Genomic DNA, 21,683 nt, shown 5'->3' on the forward strand with positions numbered 1-21,683 from the left:
ACGAGGCGGGACAGGCGCACATGCACGAACGCGATCAATTCTCATACGGACTGGGATGGGTCTGGGCCTTGGCGGGCCTGATCTTGATCGGATTGCTGATTTTCGGCGGCTGGCGCATGAGTGAAATCATGCGTGGCGGCGATGACAGCGAGCCGATCTACGCCGCCTGTATCGACACGTATGGCGACAATAATTGCCGGTGTTTTTCAGGCGTGCTGAGCGTTCAGCTCTCGCGCTACGGTTATCAAAGCTATGTGCGCGAGCTGGAGCGTGACGCCTATCGTCGGCGCTATTTCGACGGTCGGTTGGCGCAAAATACGCTGACCGGGCGCGATGCTCGCGTCTGCATCGACGCGTCTGACATTTGCGGCGTGCCGGTCTGCGAGCCGCCCCGGTATGACTATTATGAAAACGGGCTGGATACAGACCCCGCCTATGCCCCGCAATCGCAAGAGCGTCCCTTCGGTGCGACCCAGAGCGGATGGGGTGAGGGCTCATGAACCGGTACTCCATTCTTGTGACCCTGGCTTTGGCGCTGGCGCTCGCGGGCGCGACGGCGGCTTTTTTCGCCGCCGACAGTTCGGCGCGTCAGTCGATCTTCAATTTTCAGTCCGAACCCGAGGATGAAGACATCCAGGTGACGCGCTCCCCCAGTGTGGATGACTGGCAACCGCGCACCCTCTCGGAGGCGTCTCGTCAGCAAGGGCGCTGGACGCCTCGCGGCGGTCGTGCTCCGGGCTATCAGCCGCCGACCTATCAAGGACCAAGCAACTGGCTGAACCCGAACCGCAGATGGTTTCCGCGCCAGCGCGACGCGTTTCCGTCCGAACCCTGGACGTTTCATCTTGAGACAACGGATCCGGGAACCGGCGAGACCAACGCGACCCTGGTGTGCGTGGACGGCGCCGCGGAGTGCGTGCCCCGGCCTGTCGCCGCGCGTGTTTACAGCGAGGCGGCGCGATATTGGTTGTTGCGCGGCGATGCGGAGCTGACCACGCTGGAGCTCGATTGCGGGGACAGTTTTTCCTCCCTCATAGACTTTGGGTGCGAACAGGCGGGCGGACGTCCGCTCATGCCTGAATCGCGTGAAGCGGCCATGCGCTTCTGGAACCGGTCGGTCGCCTGGGGCCGTCCGTTCGGCGCGCAATCTTCGATCCTGGCGCAACGCCGGCTCCAGGCGCATCTGGTTGATTGTCCGGTGACCCAGGACAGCCTGGCGCGCATCGCCCGCGATCCAGAAAGCCGTCTGGCGGACGTGATCGGGCTCAATTTGCGGCAGGCGGCCTTGTCCGCGCTGGGCTATTACAACGGCTCAATCGACGGAACCTATGGAGCGGAAACCCGCCGGGCCGTCCGCGCGTTCCAGCGCGAGCTTGGCTATGATGAAACCGCTTCGCTGACGCCGCGTCAGACCGCCCAGCTGATGTGTCACGCCGCCCAGACTGCCCGTGATCCCAGCGTCCAGAACGTGCTGGGGATTATGCACGCCGTCGGGCTTGGCGTCGTCCAGAACACCGATCTTGCGCTGGAATGGCTTGAGATGGCGGCGGTGCGCGGCGATCCCGACGCCAATTTCAACCTGGCGGTCATTTACGGTACGGGCGCAGTGTTCGGCTCATATCGTTTGTGCGCCATCGTGGAAAATCCCGAACGCGCCGACGCGTATCTGCGTGACGCAGCGGAGTTGGGTCATGGCCTGGCGCGGCGCTTCCGCTCGACGCCCGAATTGACCCGTGCGCCCAACGCGCATGTGCGATGGGCCCGGATTCGCGAAGAGATCGAAGAAGAAGCCGCCTCCGAGCCGGGCCGGGGAGCCCGGGCGATGGAGATTCTGCGCAACGCCATGCGCGCCCGAGTCCCGCCGGCGCATGCCGGATGCCTGGACGCCAACGCGAGCCGATGACCGGCGAGACCAAGAGGACAGGACTGATGCGCAATTCAATCTTACTCAGCGTGCTGATCAGCACCGCCGCGCTCGCAGGCTGCAAGACCGAGCCTGGCTATGTTCCGCCTGTGGACCCCTATTATCCGCCCATTAGCGAGCCGGTCGCCGCGACAGCTGACGCCATTGCGATCGACACCGCCCTGCAGGTTTGTGAAGTGGACTCCTTGCGGGCTCAACGTGACGAGCGCATCGAGTCGGCACGCGCGCTTCTGATCACCGGCTATGCGTCGGGCGGGGATGTGAACGAGCGCTGGGAGGACCGCGAAGGCACGCTTCGCGTGGATCAGCCGCCCTCAGGCCCGCAAACCGAGCGTACGGAAATGCTGCGGGCTTTCGAGCTGGACCTGGACGCCGCCTACCGGTTTGCAGCCGGCTCTTGCCGCGCCTACTCGGCGTGCATGCACCAACGCGATTACGAGGAACGCGATTGCGTGGCCTCACTCAATTCGTGGGAGCGGGCCCAGGATCGCTTTACGGACGTGTCGTTATCTCTGGCGGAAATCCGCGCCGATATCGCGGCGCCGGCGCGCCATCATCATGCGTATGGCCGCGATCGCTATGACCGTCGCCATGCTCGACCGCGCCGGGATCGCGATTGCGAGGGCGTCATCGCGGATCTGTTCACGACTGACGCCTGCGATCACCAGCGTTAAGCCACTCGGTCTAGCGCACCTGGTAGGGTTCGACTGAACGCACCACCATGGAATAGGCGGTGGCGGCGAGTTCTGTGTCGACGCGTTCGATTTCCATGCGGCCCTCTACCCAGACCGGCTCCCACAAGCTGTTAAACCGCACCGGCTCCGGCGCGCGCAGATAGACGATCTGGTTGGGCGGCGGCGGCGGGACATGCACGCAGGCGCCATGATAGGGCAGCAGCAAGAACTCTTGGGCTGATCCGTTTTCGGCAAAATCGAGCGGCAGAATATAGCCCGGCATCCGCACCACCAGCCCATCGAGGTCTTCGACAATATTGAAGGTGCCGATCTGCCCTTCGATCGTGCTTTGCTCCCCCAGCTGACTCATCAAGGAAGGATCCGCGCGCCCTTCAACAAGCGCCTCAAGCGCTTCCAGGTCTGCATCGGGCATGAGGTCGCGCCAGACCAGCAGCTCGGCTTCAGCGTCAGGGTCGACCGCCACCAGCCCGGAAAGGCTCTCGCTGCTCTGAGTCGGTTCGGCTCCACACGCTGTCAGTGCGAGCAGGACGAGCAGGCTCAGAGCGGATATGCGCAACATAACACCAAAGCTCCAGTTCAGGGTGCGGACATCTCAATAACAGCTAGAGAGAAATGCACGCAGTTTTAAGAACTTCCTGTCATAAACCTACCGAAGAGCCGCGAAAAGCGGTCCTGGAGGTGGCTTGATGGGTCAATTTAACCCGGCGGACGACATTCAAATACACGACATTGCGCATCGCGCCAGACACGCGCAGTACGAACTCGTGTCCAAAGGTGCGCTCCGCGCTGTTCCCCTGAACATTGTCAACGCCCTGCTGCTCACGGCCATTATCTATCCCTATGTGGCTCCGGTCGCTTTGTGGACCTGGCTGGCCGTGCTCAGCGTTGGTCCGCTCTTGCGCTTTAGCGCCATGTTGCGCGCTCGCAAGGCGGAACGTGCGCCCAATGACACCGAAATGTACCTCTACATCGCCCTATCCGCCGTTGTAGGGGTGGCGTGGGGCGCGACGCCGCTCATCCTGTCTAATGCGGCTCCGGCTCTGGTGACCCAGATCGTCGGCCTCGTGATCGCCGGCATGGCCGCTGGCGCGGTGCTGACCTCTGCAGGCGAACGCCGGGTCATTCTGTCTTACGCCGGTCCTGCGCTTGGCTTGTGGGCGGTCTCGTTAATCGAGGTTGATCCTGTGATTGGCGGTTTCGGCGCTCTGATGCTGCTCGGTTTCCTGTCCGGGATCACCATGCTGGCCAAGACCTATGCCGAGACCTTGAAGGAAGCGGTGGGCGCCACCGTGGCGCTGGAAAGCGCCAACAAGAAGACCCTTGAACAGGCCGCTGCTCTGGCGCGCCTCGCCGAACATAATGACCAGGCGGCTCGGAAAGCTGAAGAAACAGCGCGCGCCAGCTCCGTCATGCTCGCCAATATGGGTCATGAATTGCGGTCGCCGCTCAATGGCGTGCTCGGCATGGCGCAATTGCTGAGCAAGTCCTCGCTGACTGACGAACAGGCGTTGATGGTGTCCGGGCTTCTTGAAAGCGGTGGAACCCTTGAAGGCCTGATCAATACGGTCCTCGAAGTGTCGCGCATTGATGCAGGCCGAATGGAGCTGGTGGTCGAGGATCTGACACCCAGCGACCTCGCTGACCGCTTGCGCCGCGAGCACAAGCCGCACGCCTTAGCCAAGAATATTGACCTGAACATCGAGCTGGCGGGCGATGTCGAGCGTACCTTGCGGGCTGATGGCAGCCGTCTCATGCATATGTGCAGAATTCTGACCGGCAATGCGATCCGCTTCACCGAAACTGGTGGCGTCACGATCCGGCTGAGTGCGGACGAAACCGGCAATGCGTGCTCTTCGCTGCGGGTCGAGATCCATGACACAGGCTCAGGCGTGCCTGAGAGTTCGCGCGATCAACTGTTCAACGCCATGGGGCGCGACTCGATCGACGATAACATCAAACAGGCTGGCACCGGGCTGGGGCTGCATCTGGTGCGCAAACTGGCTGAAATGATGCATGGGGATGTCGGTTACGCACCGGCCGAGACCGAGACCGGATCTGTGTTCTGGTTCGAGGTGAAGCTGCGTCATTCTGCGAAAGCGGACCGGTTTGCCGATGGCGAGCAAATGTCGGTCTCAAGCCGTCGCTTGCGCATTCTGGTCGGAGAAAGCGAGCCGGCGCTCCGCTCTGTGCTGCTGGGCTATCTCAAATCGTTCAATTGCGTGGTCACCTGTTCCAGCAATTCCGCGGAACTCACGGACGCGCTCGGGGCTTCGGCTTACGACGCGGTCGTCCTGGGACATGAACTCAGTGATGCTGAGCCCGAGGACGCGGCGGCGGATGTGCGCGCCTTGCCGTCGACTGCAGCGATGACGCCCGTCTTGCGCCTTGTGGAAGGCCTGGATACGCCGCTTCGGGTGAATGCGATGGAAACCCTGGTGCGATCACCGGTGACAGCCGAGGTTTTGATGGAGGGGCTGAAGCAAGCTCTCGCCAATGATCCGATTGCGAACGCCCAGCTCTACCGAATCGCCTGATCGTTTTATCCTCCCAAGCGTATCCCATAAAAAAGCCGGCGGTGACGTCGGCTTTTTTCTGTTCTGAGGGGTCAGGCGGCGCCTCTGGGGCGCTTTAAACCGTGCAACCTGCAGTCTGGCGTGAGCAAGCGGTCCATTTCCGCGAAGAAGGCCTCGCGCTGGATGGGCTTGGAGACGTAGCCATCCATGCCCGCGCGCAGACACTCAGCCCGTTCTTCCCGAAGCGCATTGGCGGTCAGGGCGAGAATGGGGGTTGAGCGGGCCGAGGTGTTCATCTGTCGGATGCGGCGCGTTGTTTCCAACCCGCTCAGGCCCGGCATGCGCACATCCATCAAGATCAGGTCAAAGGCTTCGCTCTGAAGACGCTCCAGCGCGTCTGTTCCGCTCTCGCAGACCCCGCAGCGCCACTGACGCAGCTTCAGAGACCCTTCAATGACGGCCCGGTTCACCGCGTCGTCCTCCACCAGAAGGATCTTCGGGGAGACGGCGTGCGCAGGTGCAGACGGGGCGAATTCCAGGGTTGCACGCGGGTCGCTCTGGGTTTGGGCGATCTTCAACGGCAGCTCGAACCAGAAGCGCGCGCCTGTCTGCACCTCGTTATCGCAGGCGATCATGCCGTCCATCATCTCGATCAACTGCTTGCAGATCGCCAGTCCCAGCCCAGAGCCGTTCACGGCCTGTGGGGTTTTCGGTTCGGCCTGCATGAACGAGGTGAACAGCGTGTCCCTCGCGCTTTGGGGCACGCCGCACCCTGTATCGGTCACTTCGCCGCGCAGAATGACCCGCGTCGGCGTCAGGGGCGTCAGTGACAGACAGACCTCAGCTGCGCCCTCATTAGTGAATTTGATGGCGTTGCTGATGAGGTTGAACAAGATTTGTTTGAGGCGCCTGAGATCACCCAGCAGAGGCGTGGCGGAGGCGCCTTCGGTGCGAACTGTGAAACCGAGGCCCTTGCCCTGGGCGCGACCGCGCCAGAGCTCTGCTGCGCTTTCGGAGAGCTCATCCAGGGTGAAGGTGACAGATTGGAGCTCCATCTTGCCCGCTTCGATCTTGGAGAGATCCAGCACGTCATTGAGCAGGTGAAGCATGACATCTCCTGCGCTTTGGATGCTCTGCGCCAGCTTGCCTTGCTCTTCAGTCAGACCGGTTTCTTGCAAAAGCTGGGTCATGCCCATCATACCGCTGAGCGGCGTTCGGATTTCATGGCTCATCGTGGCCACAAATTCAGACTTGATCGCGTTGGCGGACATCGCCTCAAGGCGCGCTTCGCCCAGTTGCTCAGCCAGTGCGACCAGCTTGCGATTGCGCTCCTCGCTCTCGGACTGGATCATCCGCATCAGGCCGACGCCGGTGCCAACCCCCGCATAGCGGCCCTTCTCGGTAATGATGAAGCCGTCAAACAGCGCCGAGATCCGGTCGGTGACGATATGCCGGCTGAGCTGGGAGAGGAGGTGATTGCTCTCCACCACGAGCGGGTCCTTGTCCATGACATAGGTCACAGACCGCTTGGCGAAGAGGGCGCGGCCATGGGTGTCGGCCATGCGCAGGAAGAAGGCGTTGCGCGCGACCAGCCCGATCGGTTTGTCGTCTTCAACCACGGCGCAGACCAGAAGATCGCGGTCTTCGGAGAACAGGTCATACACATGCGACCCGGTAACGCCGGGATTGAGCACAGGGGCGTGTTGCAACAGACTTTGAACCGTGCGGCTCATGCGGACGCTCCGTAGGGATAGCGGCTAATGTCGCGGGAACAAACACATGCTGGCTCTTGCCGCGGGCTTAATAGCGCGCGTGTTTCACGGAAGCTTCATTGAAAAGTCGCGTTATTAAACCTGCGGTTATACCGTCTGGCTGTGCACCCAGCCGGTGAAGCCGGGGGCGCTGAATTCAGATCGGCTTTCCAGCGCCAGCACGCACGGTTCGTCATAGGGGTGAAGCGCGAGGAGGGCGTCGCGCGCGCGCCCGGCTGCGGCTTCGGACGTCTTGAACAGGGCGATGATTTCGCGCTCGCTCTGAACCTCGCCCTCCCAGCGATAGATCGACCGGCTCTCGCCCAGAATATTGGCGCAAGCGATCAACCGGGCGTCGAGCAGCCGGGTTGCGGCGTGCTCCACGCTCTCTATGTCTGGCCAGGTGGTGTAAAGGACGAGAACGCCCTCAGCGGCGTCAGTCATGGTCGAGCTCCTTGCAGGCGCGGCTGATACGCAAGATATACTGGCTACATGGATACTCGCTCTTCTTCAAACGCGGCTCTCGTGCTGTTCTCCGGCGGCCAGGATTCCGCCACATGTCTCGCTTGGGCGCTCAGCCGGTATGAGCGGGTGGAGACCATCGGCTTTGACTATGGCCAGCGTCATGATGTGGAGCTGAGTGCGCGCCTGTCGGTTCGCGCAGAGATGCTTCGGGCGTTCCCCGCGTGGAGCGACCGACTGGGCGAGGACCGGCTTGTGGATTTGTCAGGCTATGGCGCGCTCGCGGAGAGCGCGCTGACGGCGGACATGGAAATCGTCATGACCGAGGCTGGCCTGCCCTCGACCTTCGTGCCAGGGCGCAATCTGGTCTTTCTCACAGTCGCCGCCGCACTGGCCTATCGCCGCGGCGTCGATGTGCTGGTGGGCGGCATGTGTCAGACTGATTATTCTGGCTATCCCGACTGCCGCGAGGACACGATCCAGACCCAGGCGAAAGCGCTGGGGCTGGGGCTTGATCGGCCGACATGGGTTGAGACCCCGCTCATGCATCTGGACAAGGCCCAGACCTGGGCATTGGCGCATGAGCTGGGCGGCGATGCGCTCGTCGATCTGATCGTTGAGCACAGCCATACCTGTTATCGCGGCGAACGAGGCCAGCGTCATGACTGGGGCTATGGCTGTGGTGACTGTCCGGCGTGCGCGCTGCGCAAGACGGGCTGGAGCAGATGGCGCGAGGGCGCGGCAGGCTTATGACCTATTCCGTCAAGGAAATGTTCCTGACCGTTCAGGGCGAGGGCGGCCAGACGGGGCGTCCGGCCGTGTTCCTGCGCTTTGCGGGCTGTAATCTCTGGAGCGGGCTGGAGCGTGACCGCGCCAGCGCCATCTGCCAGTTCTGCGACACCGATTTTGTCGGCGTAGACGGGATTAATGGCGGCAAGTTCAAGACCGCCGAGGCGCTGGCGGAAGCCGTCGCCAGCCTGTGGCCGGGCGGGGGCGAGCCTTATGTGGTCTGCACCGGCGGCGAACCGCTCTTGCAGCTCGATGCGCCTCTGATCGACGCTCTGCACGCCGTAGGGTTCAAGATTGCTGTGGAGACCAACGGCACGATCCAAGCGCCGCAGGGGATCGACTGGGTGTGCGTCAGTCCCAAATCCACCGCCCCGCTCAAGCAGATCTCAGGCGATGAGCTCAAGCTCGTCTACCCCCAGCCCGAAGCCATGCCCGAGCTGTTCGAGCATCTCGATTTCAAGCAGTTCCGGCTTCAGCCCATGGACGGGCCTCATCAGGCGGAGAACGCCCAGGCGGCGTTCGAGTATTGCCTGAAACATCCCCAATGGATGCTCAGCCTGCAGACTCACAAATGGATCAACGTGCCCTAGGCGGGCGTTTCTTCGCACAACTCGGTGACGAACTTGTCCTCGGGCGCGGTTTTGCCAGGCGTCACGGCGTCCACCGTCCCGACCACCACCTTGCCGGCGGTTCCCACCACGGCGCCCGTCGCCCCGACTGCGAGATCGGCGGTTTGCACCACGATGCAGCCGGGCGTCAGCACCAACGTGGCGAGGGCGAACATTACAAGGGCGGTGCGCGACATGGCGAACTCCAGAAAGCCACGGGGAGCCCGTCGCTCCACCGAGGCTTTCTGTCTAGGCATTGGCGCTTAAGGCCGGGTGAACATCCTGCGCTAGCGGCTGTCCACCATCACGATTTCGGCGTCCTCAAGCGCTGTGATCTCAAGGCTCGGCTCATCCACGATCGCCGCGCCGTCGCGTGGACCCAGGGTTTCGTCATTGACCGTCACGGCGCCCTTGGCGAGCGCCAGATAGGCGTGACGGCCCGGCTCCAGCGCATAGCTCGCTGATTGACCAGCCTTGAGCGTTCCGCCCAGAACCCGCGCATCGGCGCGGATGGGCAGGGCGTCGTCATCACCCTGGCGGCCTGAGGCCAGCACCACCAATTCCCCCGCCCGGTCACCTTTGGGAAAGCTGCGGCTGTCCCAATAGGGCTCGCCACCGCGTTCATCGGGCAGGATCCAGATCTGGAAAATCCGGGTCAGCTCGCTTTCCTGATTGTACTCGGCGTGGCGGATGCCCTTGCCCGCGCTCATCACCTGCACATCGCCCGCCACCGTGCGGCCCTTATTGCCCAGGCTGTCCTGGTGCGTGATCGCGCCGTCACGCACATAGGTGATGATCTCCATCTCTGCGTGGGGGTGCGGGGGAAAGCCCGTGCCGGGCTGGATTTCATCATCGTTCCAGACGCGCAGCGCGCCCCAGCCCATGCGCTTTGGATTGTGATAGGAGCCGAAGCTGAAATGATGTTTCGCGTTCAGCCAGTCGATCCGGAACGCGCCCAGATCTTCAAAATGTCGAATGTCGATCATGACGAACCTCCTTAGCTCGCTCGTGTTGGACACACAGATAGCGGCTGAAGGCGCTCAGATTAATGGGAGGCTTGGACGGTGAGTTTTGCCGTTCTGGAAAGGATGAGCCCTACTCGCCCTCGCGTCGCCAAGCCAAAGCAAACAGGCCCAGCACCAGAAGCGCGATCAGAAGGCCGGGGGCGAGGGGTGTGGATTGCGCGTCAATGACCCGATAGGCGGCGTTGCGCTTGAGACCCGCCCAGTTGATCCCCGCCTGACGGGCGCGCTCATTGGTCCGGCGCAGGTCGGGCAGGTCGACAGCGTCGCCCAAGGCGAACACGCCGCCGCCGCTTGAGTCCACCAGCGTAGCGAAGCCTTCAGGATCAGGGCGCAGATCGCGATATTCCAGCGGATTGAGCGGGCCGGAGGCGGTGACCGTGGTCAGATCGCCTGACCGCAGCCGGACAAGGCCCTGCTCGCGCGCGGGGAGACGTTCCACATAATCGCCAAAGCCGTTTGATGTCATTGCAAGGGTGTCGCGGGCTCCCGACGGCCATTCGATCTCAAGATCGGGCACATCATCGGCGAGGGTGTTGCGCGTCACCTCCAGCTCACCATTCACAACCCGCGCGCTCAGGCGTTCCTCATCAAGCTCAGGTTCGCCCATCAGCCAGTGCGCCACTCGCCGGAACAGCTCGTCATGGGGGCCGCCGCCTTCATAACCGCGCGCCCACAGCCAGGCCTGATCAGACAGCAGGATCGCCGCACGGCCCTGACCTTCGCGCGACAGGGTCAGCAAAGGATCGCCATTGGGCGCCTGCAAGAGTGTCTCGCCGGAGAGGGCGCGGGCGCCGATGCTGCGGAACCAGGGGCCCCACTCGCCTTGTCCGCTCAGCATGGGCCGGGTGACGGGGTGTCTTTCGCCGATATCGCTGATTTGCGGCGTGAAGCGCTCTTCGCTGATTTGTCCCGTCGGTACGGCAGGCAGAACGCTGGCTAACGGCGACCGCGCGACGCTCTCAGGGCCGGCGAAGGGCGGGCCGGTGGTCACCAGCAGCGCGCCGCCATTCTCTACATAATTGGCGATATTGTCGAAATAGAGCGGGCGCAAAATACCGCGGCGGCGATAGCGGTCGAAAATGACCAGATCAAATTCCTGCAAGCTCAGCTGGAACAGCTCGAATACGGGAAAGGCGATCAGCGCCAGCTCATTGGGCGGCACGCTGTCATCCTTGTCCAGCGGGCGCAAAATGGTGAAGTGCACCAGATCGACGCTGGGATCAGATTTCAGAAGATTGCGCCAGGCGCGCGCGCCGTTATGCGGCTCACCTGTCACCAGGAGCACGCGCAAGCGGTCGCGTACGCCGGTGACGTTCACGGCTGCACGGTTATTGATCAAAGACAGCTCGCCGGGACCGGGCTCGACCTCGATTTCGACCACATTGGGTCCGCGATTGGCGATCTCGGCCTGCACGGTCACATCCTGACCGATCTGCACGCGCGCGCTGATCGGGTCGCCGCCATCGACATAAAGATTGACCATGGCCGTGCCGGTCGCGGCGCCTTCATCCTCGACGCGCAGCGTGAAGCTGACCGGATCGCCCACCAGGCCATAGCGCGGCGCCGAAGAGACGATCAGCCGCCGATCGCGCGCGTCCGGGTCGCCGGTGAGGAAATGATGCACGGGCGCATCCAGCCCCAGTTCCTCTGCGGTTGGCGTCGTATCGTGCACCTGACCGTCAGAGGCGATGATCACCCCGGCCAGCCGGTTGCGCGGGGCTTGCGACAGGCCCTGCTGGAGGGCGCGGCTGAGGCGGGTGCCGTCTTCGGAGGCGCCGCCTGTGACTTCGATCAGGTCCAGAAGCGGATCACGCTCCGCCAGGGAGCGCACAGCTTGAGCGATCTGATTTGAGGCGTCGCTGCGGCTTCCGATCTGCATGGAGGCGCTATCGTCTGTGATCAGCACCGCCACATCGCTTAGCGGTTCGCGGGTTTCCTGCACCAAAGCGGGGTTGAGCAACGCGCCCGTCAGCACCAGCGCCGCCAGCGCCCGCCACAGCCAGCCTTTCAGACCGCGCACCAGCGCAAAGCCCGCCACAACCAGCGCCAGCGCACCCAGCCCATAGGCCAGAGCCGGCGGGACGAGCGGAGAGAGGGAGAGCGTTACAGCATCCATCAATCCTGCCCCAAACGTTCGAGAATGGCGGGGACATGCACCTGATCGGCCTTGTAGTTGCCGGTCAGGGCGTACATGGCGAGATTGACCCCGAACCGGATGGCCAGCTCGCGCTGTCGCGGGCCGCCTTCCACCGGGGCGAGCGGGCGTCCCTGTTCGTCAATCGCCCAGGCGGAGGCCCAGTCCGCCGAGCCGATCACCACCGAGGAGGCGCCGTCGCGGCCCGAACTTTCAGGATTGGCTTCCACCCAGATCCGGGTGTCGGGATAGCGTCCGGGGAAGTCTGTCAGAAGATAGAACGCCCGGCCCAGCACATGATCATCAGGCATTTGCTGCAGTGGCGGCACTTCGACGGAATCCAATAGCCGCACCAGCCCGGGATGCGGGGCGAGCCCGCGTCCGCTGGCGCGCCCGTCGCGGGTGTCAAAGACGATCAGCCCGCCCGCATTCATATAGGCGGTGACGCGGGCCGCAGCCTCAGGCGACAACGCCTCAGCGTCTTCGGTCACCGGCCAGTAGATCATCGGATAGAACAGGATGTCGTCGGTCTCGATATCAACGCCAGCGGGCGTGCTGGGTTCGACTGCGCTGCGCCGCGTGCTTTCACGCGAGAGTCCTGCGAGACCTGCCCGGCTCAGTTCGTCAATGCGCGCATCCCCTGTGCGCACATAGGCGAGGCGGACTTCGAGCGCTTGCTGGTCGATCCCAGTGACGCCTTGCGCGTGGGCGTCTTGCGGCAGGCCCCCAAAGGCCAGCGCGAGCAAAGCGATCGCACCGAGATTGCGGGTGGCGAAGGGCATGCGCCCGGACAGGACCAGGGTGATCAGGCCATCAAGACACAAGATGATGAGCGCCAGGCTCAAGAGCGGCCCCGCCAGTCGCGTCTCGATTGCGCCATCGCCCGTCCGATAGGTCGCGCCGGGCAGATCGCGCGCCATCAAGTCCAGATCATCGCCGGGCTGCATCACGTTCAGCGCGGCGCTCGCTGCGCCCAGGCTCCAGACGCCGGGGGGGGTCTCGGCGCTGGCGCGCGCCTGGGTAAACTGATCCGCAGCGATCATCTGTGATTGGCCGGTGGGGTCCGTCAACAGCCCCTCAGCGGTCAGTTGACGCTCAAGCCCCCAGGCGCCGCCCTGGGGCGGGGTCGGGTCCGCGCCGCCGCTGAGCGACAAGACCCGTTCCAGCATGGCCGGGTACAGCCCGGACAGGGGCAGGGACGACCAGTCAGGACCGGCGGTGACGTGAAAGAGCACGATCCAGCCTTGCCCGCGCCTGTCGGCGGTCACCAGTGGCGTGCCGTCAGACAGGCGCGCCCAGACCTTGGCGTCGAGATCGGGGCCGGGCTCGGCCAGAACCTGGCGGGTCACCTGCGCTTCGCTGGACACCGCCAGCCCTGTGAACGGGCTCTCATCGGGGAAATCTGCAAGGCGCTGGGGATCTTCCCACGCCATTGCGCCGCCAAACAAACGCCCGCCTTCACGCAGTCGCACGGGCAACAGATCATCGGCGCGGGTGGCGAGGTTGGGACCGGAGAACCGGATCAGCAGGCCGCCCTCTTCGACAAAGGCGGTCAGACGATCATCCTCAAGACGGGCGTTGTCGACCATGACCAGCGCCGAAGGCTCTGTGCCCAACACTGTGTCGAGATCGCCGCTCACAAGTTCTGAGGATCCCGCCAGCGCTTCGCGGGCGTAATGATAATCAGACAAAAGCGGTTGCCGGTCGCCGCCGGTCTCCGGCGTCAGCAAACCCACGCGCGGCCTGCGCCAGCGGTCTCCGGTGATATGGGTTGCGCCCGCGGACCCGAAGCGGTCCAGCGCCAGGCGGGAGATCTGATTGCGCAGGTCGAGCGGCAGGCTGGCGGACAGATCCAGGCGCTGTTCACCGGCTTCAAACACGCCCTCAAGTCGCGCCAGCGCCTGCCCATCGGCGCCCGTGGCGGTCAGGGTGACCAGGCGCGCAGTGTCGCTGTCTGCGCGCACCAGCCGGACCGTGAAGCCGTCCGGCTCCACCCCGACGCGCGTCAGGCCTATGGCGGTGCGCTCAGGCTCGGGCAAGACGATCGTCACCGAACCTGAGGCGCTGAGTATGCGCGCCAACGCGCGATCTTGGTCGTCGTTTGAGACGCCGTCGGTGATCCACACAGTGTCAAAGCGTTCAGGCGCGCCTTGTACGCTCAGACCTGTTTCAAGGCGTTCTGCTGTGACATCGCGAGCGGGCGGCCAGGCGCGCAGCTCATGCGCGTTCAGGCGGGCGAGGGCGTTGCTGGCGGGGCCGAAGGACAGATCGCTCTGGTTCGCGGACGCGGCGGTGAAGACCAGCAGAACATCCCGGCCTTCGCTGCGCGCCGCGATCAGCTGGCTGCGGGCCTGAGCCTGCATTTGCGGCCAGTCAGGCGCGGACCGCCAACCGTCATCCACCAGCAGCAGAAGCGGGCGATCTGTACTGATGTCCGTCTGTGGGCTCAGGATCGGTCGCGCCAGCGCCAGGATCACCAACGCCGCCATCAGCAGCCGCAGCACCAGAAGCCACCAGGGCGTGGATTGCGGGGTTTCCGGCGTCCGTGCGAGGTTTTGCAACAGGCGCAGCGGCGCGAAGACGATTCGCGCCGGAGCGGGCGGCGTGGCGCGCAGCAAGAGCCACAGCAGCGGCAAGACTGCGAAGGCGGCCAGCGCCCAGGGCGCGGCGAAGGCGAGCGGACCCAGGCTGATCATGAACGGGGCTCTGACAGGGCTTGGTAAAGGGCGAGCACGGCGCTCGCCGCAGGACGATCAGTGCGATGGGTGATCAGCCGCCAGCCATACTGACGCGCCAGATCGTTGAGCTGCGCGCCATGACGGCTCCAGGCCTCGCGATAGGCGGATCGGGCGTCTTCGGCCCGGCCGAACAACACACTGTCCACACCAGAGGTCGCTGCTTCAAATCGGGTGCGGCCCTTGAACGGGAAATCATCTTCGGCAGGGTCGATCAGGCGCAACACGGCGCCGCTGGCGCCTTGGGCGGCGAAACGACTCAGCCGGGCCTGCCAGGTCTCGATCGGGTCCAGGAAATCGCTGGCGATCACAAGCCGGGCATGGCGCGGCAAGTCCGCAGCCTCAACGCTATCCGCGTTTCCCTCGCCCAAGGCCAATGCGCGGCTGACGGTTTCAAACCCGGTGCGGCCTGCGCGGGCGCGGCCGGTTTCCCCCAGCACGGACAGACGTTCACCGCCTCGGCTCAGAAGGCTCGCGATGGCCATGAGGTTCACCGAGGCGCGCTCGGCTTTCGAAGGGAGTCCTGGCGAATGAAGCTGCATGCCAGCGGACCCGTCGCGCCAGAAATAGATGGCGTTCGCCGCCTCCCATTCCACTTCGCGAATATACAGATGATCGCCCTGGGCCGAGCGGCGCCAGTCCACAGAGCGCGCGCCGTCTTCAGGCCGGTGATGGCGGTATTGCCAGAAAGTCTCGCCCTGACCCGCGCGTCGCCGGCCGTGCACGCCATGGGCGACGCTGGCGGCGATACGCTCGGCCTCGGCCAGCAGCGCCGGAAAGCGCGCCGCCGCGTGCTCCGCATCATGGCGCAGGCGGGTCAGTCGGGAAGGGGCGGGAGCCTGGCTCATCAAGGGTTACGCGGCGGCTTTCGCAAGGCGGTTGATCAGGGCGTCCAGCTGCAGGCCCTCGGCCCGGGCGGCGAAGCTGAGCGCCATACGATGCTTGAGCACGGGCTCGGCGAGTGCGAGCACGTCCTCGGTAGATGGCGCGAGGCGACCTTGCAGCAAGGCGCGGGCGCGCACGGCCAGCATCAGCGCCTGACCGGCGCGGGGGCCCGGCCCCCAGCTCACGCCCTCGCGAACATCTGGGTCATTGGAGCGGTCCGGGCGGGCTTGTTCGAGCAGCGCCAGAATGGCGTCCAGAACGGCTTCGCCTACCGGCATGGCGCGCACCAGCTGTTGCAGGTCGAGGATTTCCTGAGCGTTCAGAACCGGCTCGGCGACCGCGTCTTCAGATCCGGTGGTGGCCAGCAAGATGGCGCGCTCCTGATCCTTGTCAGGATAGGGCACGTCGATCTGCATCAAGAAGCGGTCAAGCTGCGCTTCGGGCAGCGGGTAGGTGCCCTCTTGCTCGATCGGGTTCTGGGTCGCCAGCACGTGGAAGGGCTGAGGCAGATCATGCCGCGCGCCCGCTACCGTGACGAAGCCTTCCTGCATCGCTTGCAAAAGCGCGGCCTGAGTGCGCGGGCTGGCGCGGTTGATCTCGTCCGCCATCAGCAAGCGGCAGAAGACCGGGCCGGGAATGAAGCGGAAATGGCGTTTGCCGTCGGTGTCCTGGTCGAGCACTTCAGAGCCCAGAATATCCGCCGGCATCAGGTCGGGTGTGAACTGCACCCGCTTGTCCTCAAGCCCTGTGACCACCGCCAGCGCATGCACCAGGCGAGTTTTCGCCACGCCTGGCGGGCCGACCAGCAGGCCGTGACCGCCTGACAGAATTACGGCGAGTGATTGTTCGACCACGTCATCGAGCCCGATAATGGAACGGGCGATGGAGTGGCGAACCTCGGCCAGGCGGGCGGTTGCAGCGTCTGCGCGTGCTGAAAGCGCCTGTACGTCTTCCTTCGAGGTGGGCATCGGCTTACATCCTTGAACGAGGCTGTTTTCTAACCTCAAACATGGCCGCAGCCAGAGGAGGTGTCCATGGGCGCACCGAAGTCTGAACAAGATGCAATGCAGTCGCTGCTCTCGGCGGCGGAAGCGATCGACACCGCAGACGGCTATCCCCCGGTGGATCGGTGGGAGCCGGAGTATTGCGGGGAGATGGATCTCGTCATTCGCCGCGACGGCAGCTGGTGGCATGAAGGCGCGCGAATCGGGCGGGAAAAACTCGTCAGACTGTTCGCGCGGATTCTGCGGAAGGATGAGGATGGCGAGACCTATCTCGTCACTCCGGTCGAGAAAATCAAAATCAAGGTCGAGGCCGCGCCCTTCACTGCCGTGCGCGTGGACCGGTCAGGCTCTGGCCCGGATCAGAAACTGGCTTTTCTGACCAATATGGATGACGCGGTGATTGCCGGCCCTGAACATCCACTTCGCGTTGAAATCTCAGCAGATGGCGAGCCGGAACCTTTTGTGCATGTGCGCGGGCGGCTGGAAGCGCTGATCACGCGCGCGGCCTTTTATGATCTCGTGGAGTTCGCTGAAGCCGGCGAGGACGAGACCGGCAAGCCTTGCATGGGCGTGTGGAGTCGCGGCGTGTTCTTCCCTCTGGGGCCTGCCGAATGAGCGTTGAGACGGGCCGCATTCTCAAACGTCTCAGCACAGTTCTGGACCCGGTTGACGCCCCGCAGGAGGCGCGGCCGACCCGTGGCGACGGAGATCTGAACGAGGATCTTACGCTGCCTGCCGGTCGCAAACTCAAACCGGCCGCCGTTCTGGCCTTGCTGGTCAAACGCGAGGCGGGACTGACTGTGATGTTTACGCGACGGGCAGACCATTTGCAGGCCCATCCCGGTCAGGTCAGCTTTCCGGGAGGCCGCCAGATGGCGGGGCGTGAGAGTTTGTGCGAATGCGCCCTGCGCGAGACCGAGGAAGAAGTGGGTTTGCCTCCGAGCATGATCACGATGCTGGGGCGATGGGAGAGCTATGAAACGGGCACCGGCTATGCCGTGACGCCTTTTGCAGGCGTGATCGAGCCGGGTTTCGATCTGTCGCCCGATCCCGGAGAAGTCGCGGAGGTGTTTGAAACCCCGTTCGATTTCCTGATGGACAAAGACAATCACAGACTTGAAGAACGCGAATTCGCCGGCATGTTGCGGCGCTTTTACGCGATGCCGCATAAAGGACGTTATATCTGGGGCGCGACGGCGGGCATGCTGCGCGCCTTGTCCGTGCGCTTTGCACAAGGGCGACCGGGAGAGCCCATCAGGCGTTCAAAGGAGACCACTCGATGACCCGCATATTCCTGTTGATGCTGGTGGCGTTTGTGTTGCCCTACATTGTCGCGAGACTGTTGTCGGCGGCCGGCGTGCTTAAACAGCCCTTCTCTGTGACCCTGGGCGTCTTGTCCGGCATGGCCGCCGCCCTGATCATGTTGGTGGTTCTGGTCGTGTTGGAAACCGACGCCAGTTCCCGGGACGGCGCCTATCAGCCGCCACGCCTGGAAGAGGGAGAAATCCGCCCCGGTCAGTTTGAAGAGCGTGATCCGCCCCCGGCTGACGACGCGATCTAGCGAAGGTGTGAGGGGATGAAGCTCGATCCCGATCAGCACGCCTTTCTGAGGGATCCGGCGACGAACGCGGTCATGGACGCGATCAGTCCCGCTGACGCCGACACGGCGCGTTTCGTGGGCGGCTGCGTGCGAAACGCCATTCAGGGCGAGCCTGTGGAGGATGTGGACATCGCCACTCAAGCGACGCCGGACGAAACGCTGGCGGCGCTTGAGGCTGCAAGCATACGCGCGATACCCACCGGGATTGAGCACGGCACGATAACGGCTGTGGTCGATGGCGCGCCTTTTGAAATCACCTCCCTACGCAAGGATGTGACCACCGATGGCAGGCGTGCGGTGGTGGCCTTCACTAAGGACTGGAGGCTGGACGCCGCCCGGCGCGATTTTCGTCTGAACGCGATTTATGCGCGACGCGACGGCAGCCTGTTTGATCCCTGGAATGGCGTTGCGGACGCCCTAGCGCGGCGCGTGGTCTTCATTGGCGATCCAGACCAAAGACTGGTGGAAGACGTTCTGCGGCTTCTGCGCTTTTACCGGTTTAACGCCTGGTATGGCTCCGCTCTGGATGAAGCCGGCCATGCCGCGTGCATCCGCGCCGCTCCAAATCTGGCAGAGCTAGCGCGGGAACGGGTGTGGAAAGAACTCAAGAAACTGCTGGCTGCGCCTGATCCAGGTGCTGTGGTCAAAGCGATGCATCTGGGCCACGTTTTCAAACCGGTTTGGCCGGAACCGCTCGACTTAAACCTTCTCTTAAGCATAATTAACGCCGACAGAGGGAAAGGGCGCGCGCCCGACACGCTCCTGAGAGCGGCGGCGCTGTGCGGGGGAAAGGGTGACGCCGTGCGTAGCCTGTGTGACCAGATGAAAGCGTCAAACGCAGAGACAGACCGTCTTGTCGCCATGTGCGGCCCGGCGCCGGCGCGCGCAGGAGAGGTGCGTCCAGGGCATGATGGTCACGCTCTCTCACGCGCGCTTTACGTGCTGGGCGCCCAGACCGTGTCAGATCGCTTGCGCCTGGCTGAAGCGCAGGGCGAGGGCGATGCGGAGGCGGATTTACACACGGCGGCGGCCTGGCGCGCTCCCGATTTGCCGGTCAATGGCCGCGACCTGATCGAGGCGGGGCTGCAAACCGGGCCGCAACTCGGCGCTGTTCTGAGCCAGCTTGAAGAGGCCTGGATTGAATCAGGATTCACACTGGATCATGCGGCGCTTCTGGCGATGGCGAGCGAGGGTCGGGGATGAGCCTGTCCGAGCTCTTCTCCCTGCGCTATCGCGCCCGGGTCGGCTGCGGCGAGTTGTTCGCCGCGGATTTGCACCTGCACGATCGCCGCGCGCTGGAAGAAAAGGCCAAGGCGCTCAACTACACGGAAGACGAGGTTGAGAACGCGCTGGTGGACGCCGAACTGGCGTTACGCATCCAGCTCGACAAATCCATCAACAACGCCAATGAAAAGCGCAAGATCAAGGATCTTCCCAGGCGGGCGCGCCAGATCATGGCGGACGCCTATTTGCAGGCGAACCGGGCGCACTGGTCTGCGGTTCTGGACGCACCGGGTTTTGAGAACCTCTTTCAGGCTGAGGGCGGGGTCAGCGCGCGCGAGCCGCTGAATGGCAAGAAATGGAGCATCGCCGCCAACCTCATGATCTTTGATTATGTGGAGGCGTTCTTTGATCTCTTGCCCGGCGAGGAGCAGCTCGAGTTCAGTCGCGATCTGAACCAGCGACTTCAGCGCGGGGAGTCGCGCTGGTATTTCCAGCTGGGCCGTTGGCGGCGCGATGACTGGCCGCGCGAACGCGACAGCCAGTTTGATCAGATCCTCTTCTCGCTCAAAAGCCAGGCTGATCAGGCGCTGACCGCGCAGGACAACAAGATTCGCAATGGCGAAGAGGTCACGGCGCATACGCTCGATCCTTTGAAAGTCTCTGCGTCGCTATCAGAAGCGGCGCGCAGCCTGTGGGAAGCGGATCGCCTTTTGGAATCTGACCTCTTGTCCCCCAAAGTGCGCCATGGCGCGGCGGTGCGCGCGGCGCGGCATGCGTTGGACCAGTGTCTGGTGCATTTCCGGGGCAAGCTGGACGGACCGTTCGTCAAGGCCAAACCGCCCAAGGACAAGCGACCGGCCAAGGGGCTGGGACGGCTGGCGGGGCCGCCTCTGGACAAAACCGCGCTCAAGGGTGTGTCGGAGGGCGTGGCGGCGGCGATCCGGATCGAGATGATCGGCAAATGGCTGGCCCATGGCGGCGGTCTGAAAGACCAGCGCCTGAACGCGCTCGACCGGGCGGGGCTGGCGGAGATGTTGTTGCGGCTGGTCCTGTTCGGTCTGCCCGAAGATAAAGACAGCCCCTACGATATCGAGGAAGCGGAAGCGGACGAGATCCGCAGTTATTCCAAGATCACCGCAGTGCGCGATGTGCCGAAGCGGGACGGTAAGCTGCTGAACCACGGCGAAGGCAGCCTGATGCTGCACATGGACGATGAAGCCAGCGCACGGCTGGCGGTCGATGTGCTGGCTCGGCTGTGCCAGTTCGCGACAGGGGCGGCAGGGTCGCCAAAAGATGCGGCGGAAATGCGGGCTGACCAGCCGATCCGTAAGAATCTGGGCGCTCCGCTGGAGACGCGCCAAGCCCCAAATCCAATCTGGCTTCAGATGACGAACTGGCTGATTTTGGGCGGTGTCGCCGCCTCGCTGATTGCGCTGGGCTTTATTTTCGGATTGCTGACTGCGGGCTGGTCGCCGGGCTTTGTCTGACCCTGAGGGCTTATTCGTCCGTGCCGCTTTCAGCTATCGGGGCGATCTCAAGACGATTATCCGCCAGGGCTTCCAGCCGCGCATAGGCCTTGTCATCGCCGCGACGGGCCTGTTCGATCAGCGCCTGTAATGTAGCGTAGCGGCTCTCCAGATCCTGGCTTTCACGCTGGCGCGCTTCCGATCCGATCTGGGCTTCCATGCGGGCGCGGAACTGATCGATCACCTCCTGGCTGTCACGCTGGGCAACGCCGCCTTCGCCGTCAGAGAGGGCGTTCAAGAGCGCATCAAACGGGCTTTGAGACAGGGAGAGGTCAGGCGCCTCGACCCCGGCATTGGCCGATTCTTGCTCCACGATCGCCTGCATGGTCTCTCGGGTGCCGCGATAACGGTCGGAGTTTTGTTCGTCTTCGGAGAGAGAATCGTAGAACTCGATATAGGCGCGCGCACGGGTCAGGACGTCGCCGGTATGTTCGGGCGCGGTGAAGGCCTCGCGTTCGCGTTCAAGCATTTTCTTGCGGGTGTCGCGCGCGATGTCTGGATCAAGGCCCGGCTGTTCCAGCGTGGCGGCGAAATTGTCCTTGTAGGCGCGGGCGCCGGACAGGGCGTTGCGGAAGATCGCGTCTCCGTGGTCTCCCAGAAGGGCGTCTACGCGCGATGCGGCGCCGTTGAGAACCGCACGCGCCGCTGCAGACAGGCTGACGGTGTCATTGGTTTTTGAAGACGTCTGATCCTGCCCGGTGGAGCCAGATCGCGTTTTGGCGCTTTCGGCTTGCGTCGCCGCATGGGCGCCATTCGTGCCCAGATACGGACCTTGGGTTCCAACCGTATTGACCATGTCACGCTCCAA

General features: G+C 63.7%; 21 protein-coding genes. 11 read left to right on the forward strand and 10 right to left on the reverse strand.

The genetic code is table 11. The annotated features are described in order from the left end of the window. Positions 1-20: 20 nt before the first annotated feature. From ACP154_RS08510 to ACP154_RS08520, 3 genes are read left to right on the forward strand one after another with little or no spacing between them, the layout of a single operon-like run. Positions 21-500 (forward strand): hypothetical protein, encoded by a 480-nt coding sequence (locus ACP154_RS08510; protein ID WP_421859912.1) that lies wholly within the window; start codon positions 21-23, stop codon positions 498-500. Continuing rightward, complete coding sequence (locus ACP154_RS08515) at positions 497-1,903, forward strand: peptidoglycan-binding protein (RefSeq protein WP_421859910.1); 1,407 nt, start codon at positions 497-499, stop codon at positions 1,901-1,903. Before ACP154_RS08510 ends, ACP154_RS08515 begins: the two co-directional genes overlap by 4 nt. A gap of 26 nt (positions 1,904-1,929) precedes the next feature. Next, positions 1,930-2,598: a hypothetical protein gene (locus tag ACP154_RS08520; RefSeq protein WP_421859908.1), complete on the forward strand. Its 669-nt coding sequence runs from the start codon at positions 1,930-1,932 to the stop codon at positions 2,596-2,598. A 10-nt stretch (positions 2,599-2,608) separates the two neighbouring features. On the opposite strand, the gene ACP154_RS08525 is transcribed toward ACP154_RS08520, so the two are convergent. Further along, positions 2,609-3,178 carry a DUF3299 domain-containing protein gene (locus ACP154_RS08525; protein ID WP_421859907.1) on the reverse strand — a complete coding sequence of 190 codons (570 nt, stop codon included), beginning with the start codon at positions 3,176-3,178 and terminating at the stop codon, positions 2,609-2,611. A 127-nt stretch (positions 3,179-3,305) separates the two neighbouring features. On the opposite strand from ACP154_RS08525, the gene ACP154_RS08530 reads away from it, so the two are divergent. Next, positions 3,306-5,153, forward strand: coding sequence for a sensor histidine kinase (locus tag ACP154_RS08530; RefSeq protein WP_421859906.1), 1,848 nt, complete (start codon positions 3,306-3,308; stop codon positions 5,151-5,153). Positions 5,154-5,224: 71 nt separating this feature from the next. Here the strand turns inward: ACP154_RS08530 and ACP154_RS08535 are convergent, their stop codons facing one another. Both ACP154_RS08535 and cutA read right to left on the reverse strand, forming a co-directional pair. After that, on the reverse strand, positions 5,225-6,865 hold the full coding sequence (locus ACP154_RS08535; RefSeq protein ID WP_421859904.1) for a response regulator: 1,641 nt from the start codon (positions 6,863-6,865) through the stop codon (positions 5,225-5,227). Positions 6,866-6,991: 126 nt separating this feature from the next. Then, complete coding sequence (cutA, locus tag ACP154_RS08540; protein WP_107712579.1) at positions 6,992-7,327, reverse strand: divalent-cation tolerance protein CutA; 336 nt, start codon at positions 7,325-7,327, stop codon at positions 6,992-6,994. 48 nt (positions 7,328-7,375) lie between these two features. Here cutA and queC point away from each other — a divergent pair, with 48 nt between their 5' ends. After that, complete coding sequence (gene queC / locus ACP154_RS08545) at positions 7,376-8,098, forward strand: 7-cyano-7-deazaguanine synthase QueC (protein WP_421859902.1); 723 nt, start codon at positions 7,376-7,378, stop codon at positions 8,096-8,098. Further along, positions 8,095-8,724: a 7-carboxy-7-deazaguanine synthase gene (gene queE / locus ACP154_RS08550; protein WP_421859900.1), complete on the forward strand. Its 630-nt coding sequence runs from the start codon at positions 8,095-8,097 to the stop codon at positions 8,722-8,724. Before queC ends, queE begins: the two co-directional genes overlap by 4 nt. On the opposite strand, the gene ACP154_RS08555 is transcribed toward queE, so the two are convergent. From ACP154_RS08555 to ACP154_RS08580, 6 genes are all read right to left on the reverse strand, one after another. Next, a complete protein-coding gene (locus tag ACP154_RS08555) occupies positions 8,721-8,939 on the reverse strand; it encodes a hypothetical protein (protein ID WP_133724936.1) in 219 nt (72 codons plus the stop codon). The genes queE and ACP154_RS08555 overlap by 4 nt on opposite strands. A gap of 90 nt (positions 8,940-9,029) precedes the next feature. Further along, a complete protein-coding gene (locus ACP154_RS08560; protein WP_421859898.1) occupies positions 9,030-9,728 on the reverse strand; it encodes a pirin family protein in 699 nt (232 codons plus the stop codon). Positions 9,729-9,837: 109 nt separating this feature from the next. After that, entirely contained in the window at positions 9,838-11,883 is a 2,046-nt protein-coding gene (locus ACP154_RS08565) for a hypothetical protein (protein ID WP_421859897.1), read from the reverse strand. Further along, positions 11,883-14,597 carry a DUF4159 domain-containing protein gene (locus ACP154_RS08570; RefSeq protein ID WP_421859895.1) on the reverse strand — a complete coding sequence of 905 codons (2,715 nt, stop codon included), beginning with the start codon at positions 14,595-14,597 and terminating at the stop codon, positions 11,883-11,885. Before ACP154_RS08570 ends, ACP154_RS08565 begins: the two co-directional genes overlap by 1 nt. Then, a complete protein-coding gene (locus ACP154_RS08575; protein ID WP_421859893.1) occupies positions 14,594-15,484 on the reverse strand; it encodes a DUF58 domain-containing protein in 891 nt (296 codons plus the stop codon). The genes ACP154_RS08570 and ACP154_RS08575 overlap by 4 nt, the downstream gene beginning before the upstream one ends. A gap of 6 nt (positions 15,485-15,490) precedes the next feature. Next, positions 15,491-16,489, reverse strand: a complete 999-nt coding sequence (locus tag ACP154_RS08580) for an AAA family ATPase (RefSeq protein ID WP_421859891.1) — start codon at positions 16,487-16,489, stop codon at positions 15,491-15,493. 66 nt (positions 16,490-16,555) lie between these two features. Between ACP154_RS08580 and ACP154_RS08585 the strand changes: the two genes are divergently transcribed. Genes ACP154_RS08585 through ACP154_RS08605 form a run of 5 tightly spaced genes read left to right on the forward strand, consistent with a single transcriptional unit; the run spans position 16,556 to position 20,836 of the window. After that, entirely contained in the window at positions 16,556-17,140 is a 585-nt protein-coding gene (locus ACP154_RS08585) for a DUF1285 domain-containing protein (protein WP_421859890.1), read from the forward strand. Beyond that, positions 17,137-17,808: an NUDIX hydrolase gene (locus tag ACP154_RS08590; RefSeq protein WP_421859889.1), complete on the forward strand. Its 672-nt coding sequence runs from the start codon at positions 17,137-17,139 to the stop codon at positions 17,806-17,808. The genes ACP154_RS08585 and ACP154_RS08590 overlap by 4 nt, the downstream gene beginning before the upstream one ends. Further along, positions 17,805-18,086, forward strand: coding sequence for a hypothetical protein (locus ACP154_RS08595; protein ID WP_421859887.1), 282 nt, complete (start codon positions 17,805-17,807; stop codon positions 18,084-18,086). The genes ACP154_RS08590 and ACP154_RS08595 overlap by 4 nt, the downstream gene beginning before the upstream one ends. 15 nt (positions 18,087-18,101) lie before the next feature. Further along, the gene (locus ACP154_RS08600; protein WP_421859885.1) at positions 18,102-19,328 is read left to right on the forward strand and encodes a CCA tRNA nucleotidyltransferase; all 1,227 of its coding nucleotides are present in this window, start codon (positions 18,102-18,104) and stop codon (positions 19,326-19,328) included. Further along, positions 19,325-20,836 (forward strand): hypothetical protein, encoded by a 1,512-nt coding sequence (locus ACP154_RS08605; RefSeq protein WP_421859883.1) that lies wholly within the window; start codon positions 19,325-19,327, stop codon positions 20,834-20,836. The genes ACP154_RS08600 and ACP154_RS08605 overlap by 4 nt, the downstream gene beginning before the upstream one ends. 10 nt (positions 20,837-20,846) lie before the next feature. Here the strand turns inward: ACP154_RS08605 and ACP154_RS08610 are convergent, their stop codons facing one another. Then, positions 20,847-21,671, reverse strand: coding sequence for a hypothetical protein (locus ACP154_RS08610; protein ID WP_421859881.1), 825 nt, complete (start codon positions 21,669-21,671; stop codon positions 20,847-20,849). Positions 21,672-21,683: the final 12 nt, after the last annotated feature.

The sequence above is a fragment of the Oceanicaulis sp. genome (genome assembly GCF_965249665.1).
In the GTDB taxonomy this organism is placed as follows: Bacteria; Pseudomonadota; Alphaproteobacteria; order Caulobacterales; family Maricaulaceae; genus Oceanicaulis.

Excerpts from the sequence above, each read along its gene's own strand:
- ACP154_RS08510 (WP_421859912.1), top strand. The coding sequence starts at position 21 with ATGCACGAACGCGATCAATTCTCATACGGACTGGGATGGGTCTGGGCC.
- ACP154_RS08515 (WP_421859910.1), top strand. The coding sequence starts at position 497 with ATGAACCGGTACTCCATTCTTGTGACCCTGGCTTTGGCGCTGGCGCTC.
- ACP154_RS08520 (WP_421859908.1), top strand. The coding sequence starts at position 1,930 with ATGCGCAATTCAATCTTACTCAGCGTGCTGATCAGCACCGCCGCGCTC.
- ACP154_RS08525 (WP_421859907.1), bottom strand. The coding sequence starts at position 3,178 with ATGTTGCGCATATCCGCTCTGAGCCTGCTCGTCCTGCTCGCACTGACA.
- ACP154_RS08530 (WP_421859906.1), top strand. The coding sequence starts at position 3,306 with ATGGGTCAATTTAACCCGGCGGACGACATTCAAATACACGACATTGCG.
- ACP154_RS08535 (WP_421859904.1), bottom strand. The coding sequence starts at position 6,865 with ATGAGCCGCACGGTTCAAAGTCTGTTGCAACACGCCCCTGTGCTCAAT.
- cutA (WP_107712579.1), bottom strand. The coding sequence starts at position 7,327 with ATGACTGACGCCGCTGAGGGCGTTCTCGTCCTTTACACCACCTGGCCA.
- queC (WP_421859902.1), top strand. The coding sequence starts at position 7,376 with ATGGATACTCGCTCTTCTTCAAACGCGGCTCTCGTGCTGTTCTCCGGC.
- queE (WP_421859900.1), top strand. The coding sequence starts at position 8,095 with ATGACCTATTCCGTCAAGGAAATGTTCCTGACCGTTCAGGGCGAGGGC.
- ACP154_RS08555 (WP_133724936.1), bottom strand. The coding sequence starts at position 8,939 with ATGTCGCGCACCGCCCTTGTAATGTTCGCCCTCGCCACGTTGGTGCTG.
- ACP154_RS08560 (WP_421859898.1), bottom strand. The coding sequence starts at position 9,728 with ATGATCGACATTCGACATTTTGAAGATCTGGGCGCGTTCCGGATCGAC.
- ACP154_RS08565 (WP_421859897.1), bottom strand. The coding sequence starts at position 11,883 with ATGGATGCTGTAACGCTCTCCCTCTCTCCGCTCGTCCCGCCGGCTCTG.
- ACP154_RS08570 (WP_421859895.1), bottom strand. The coding sequence starts at position 14,597 with ATGATCAGCCTGGGTCCGCTCGCCTTCGCCGCGCCCTGGGCGCTGGCC.
- ACP154_RS08575 (WP_421859893.1), bottom strand. The coding sequence starts at position 15,484 with ATGAGCCAGGCTCCCGCCCCTTCCCGACTGACCCGCCTGCGCCATGAT.
- ACP154_RS08580 (WP_421859891.1), bottom strand. The coding sequence starts at position 16,489 with ATGCCCACCTCGAAGGAAGACGTACAGGCGCTTTCAGCACGCGCAGAC.
- ACP154_RS08585 (WP_421859890.1), top strand. The coding sequence starts at position 16,556 with ATGGGCGCACCGAAGTCTGAACAAGATGCAATGCAGTCGCTGCTCTCG.
- ACP154_RS08590 (WP_421859889.1), top strand. The coding sequence starts at position 17,137 with ATGAGCGTTGAGACGGGCCGCATTCTCAAACGTCTCAGCACAGTTCTG.
- ACP154_RS08595 (WP_421859887.1), top strand. The coding sequence starts at position 17,805 with ATGACCCGCATATTCCTGTTGATGCTGGTGGCGTTTGTGTTGCCCTAC.
- ACP154_RS08600 (WP_421859885.1), top strand. The coding sequence starts at position 18,102 with ATGAAGCTCGATCCCGATCAGCACGCCTTTCTGAGGGATCCGGCGACG.
- ACP154_RS08605 (WP_421859883.1), top strand. The coding sequence starts at position 19,325 with ATGAGCCTGTCCGAGCTCTTCTCCCTGCGCTATCGCGCCCGGGTCGGC.
- ACP154_RS08610 (WP_421859881.1), bottom strand. The coding sequence starts at position 21,671 with ATGGTCAATACGGTTGGAACCCAAGGTCCGTATCTGGGCACGAATGGC.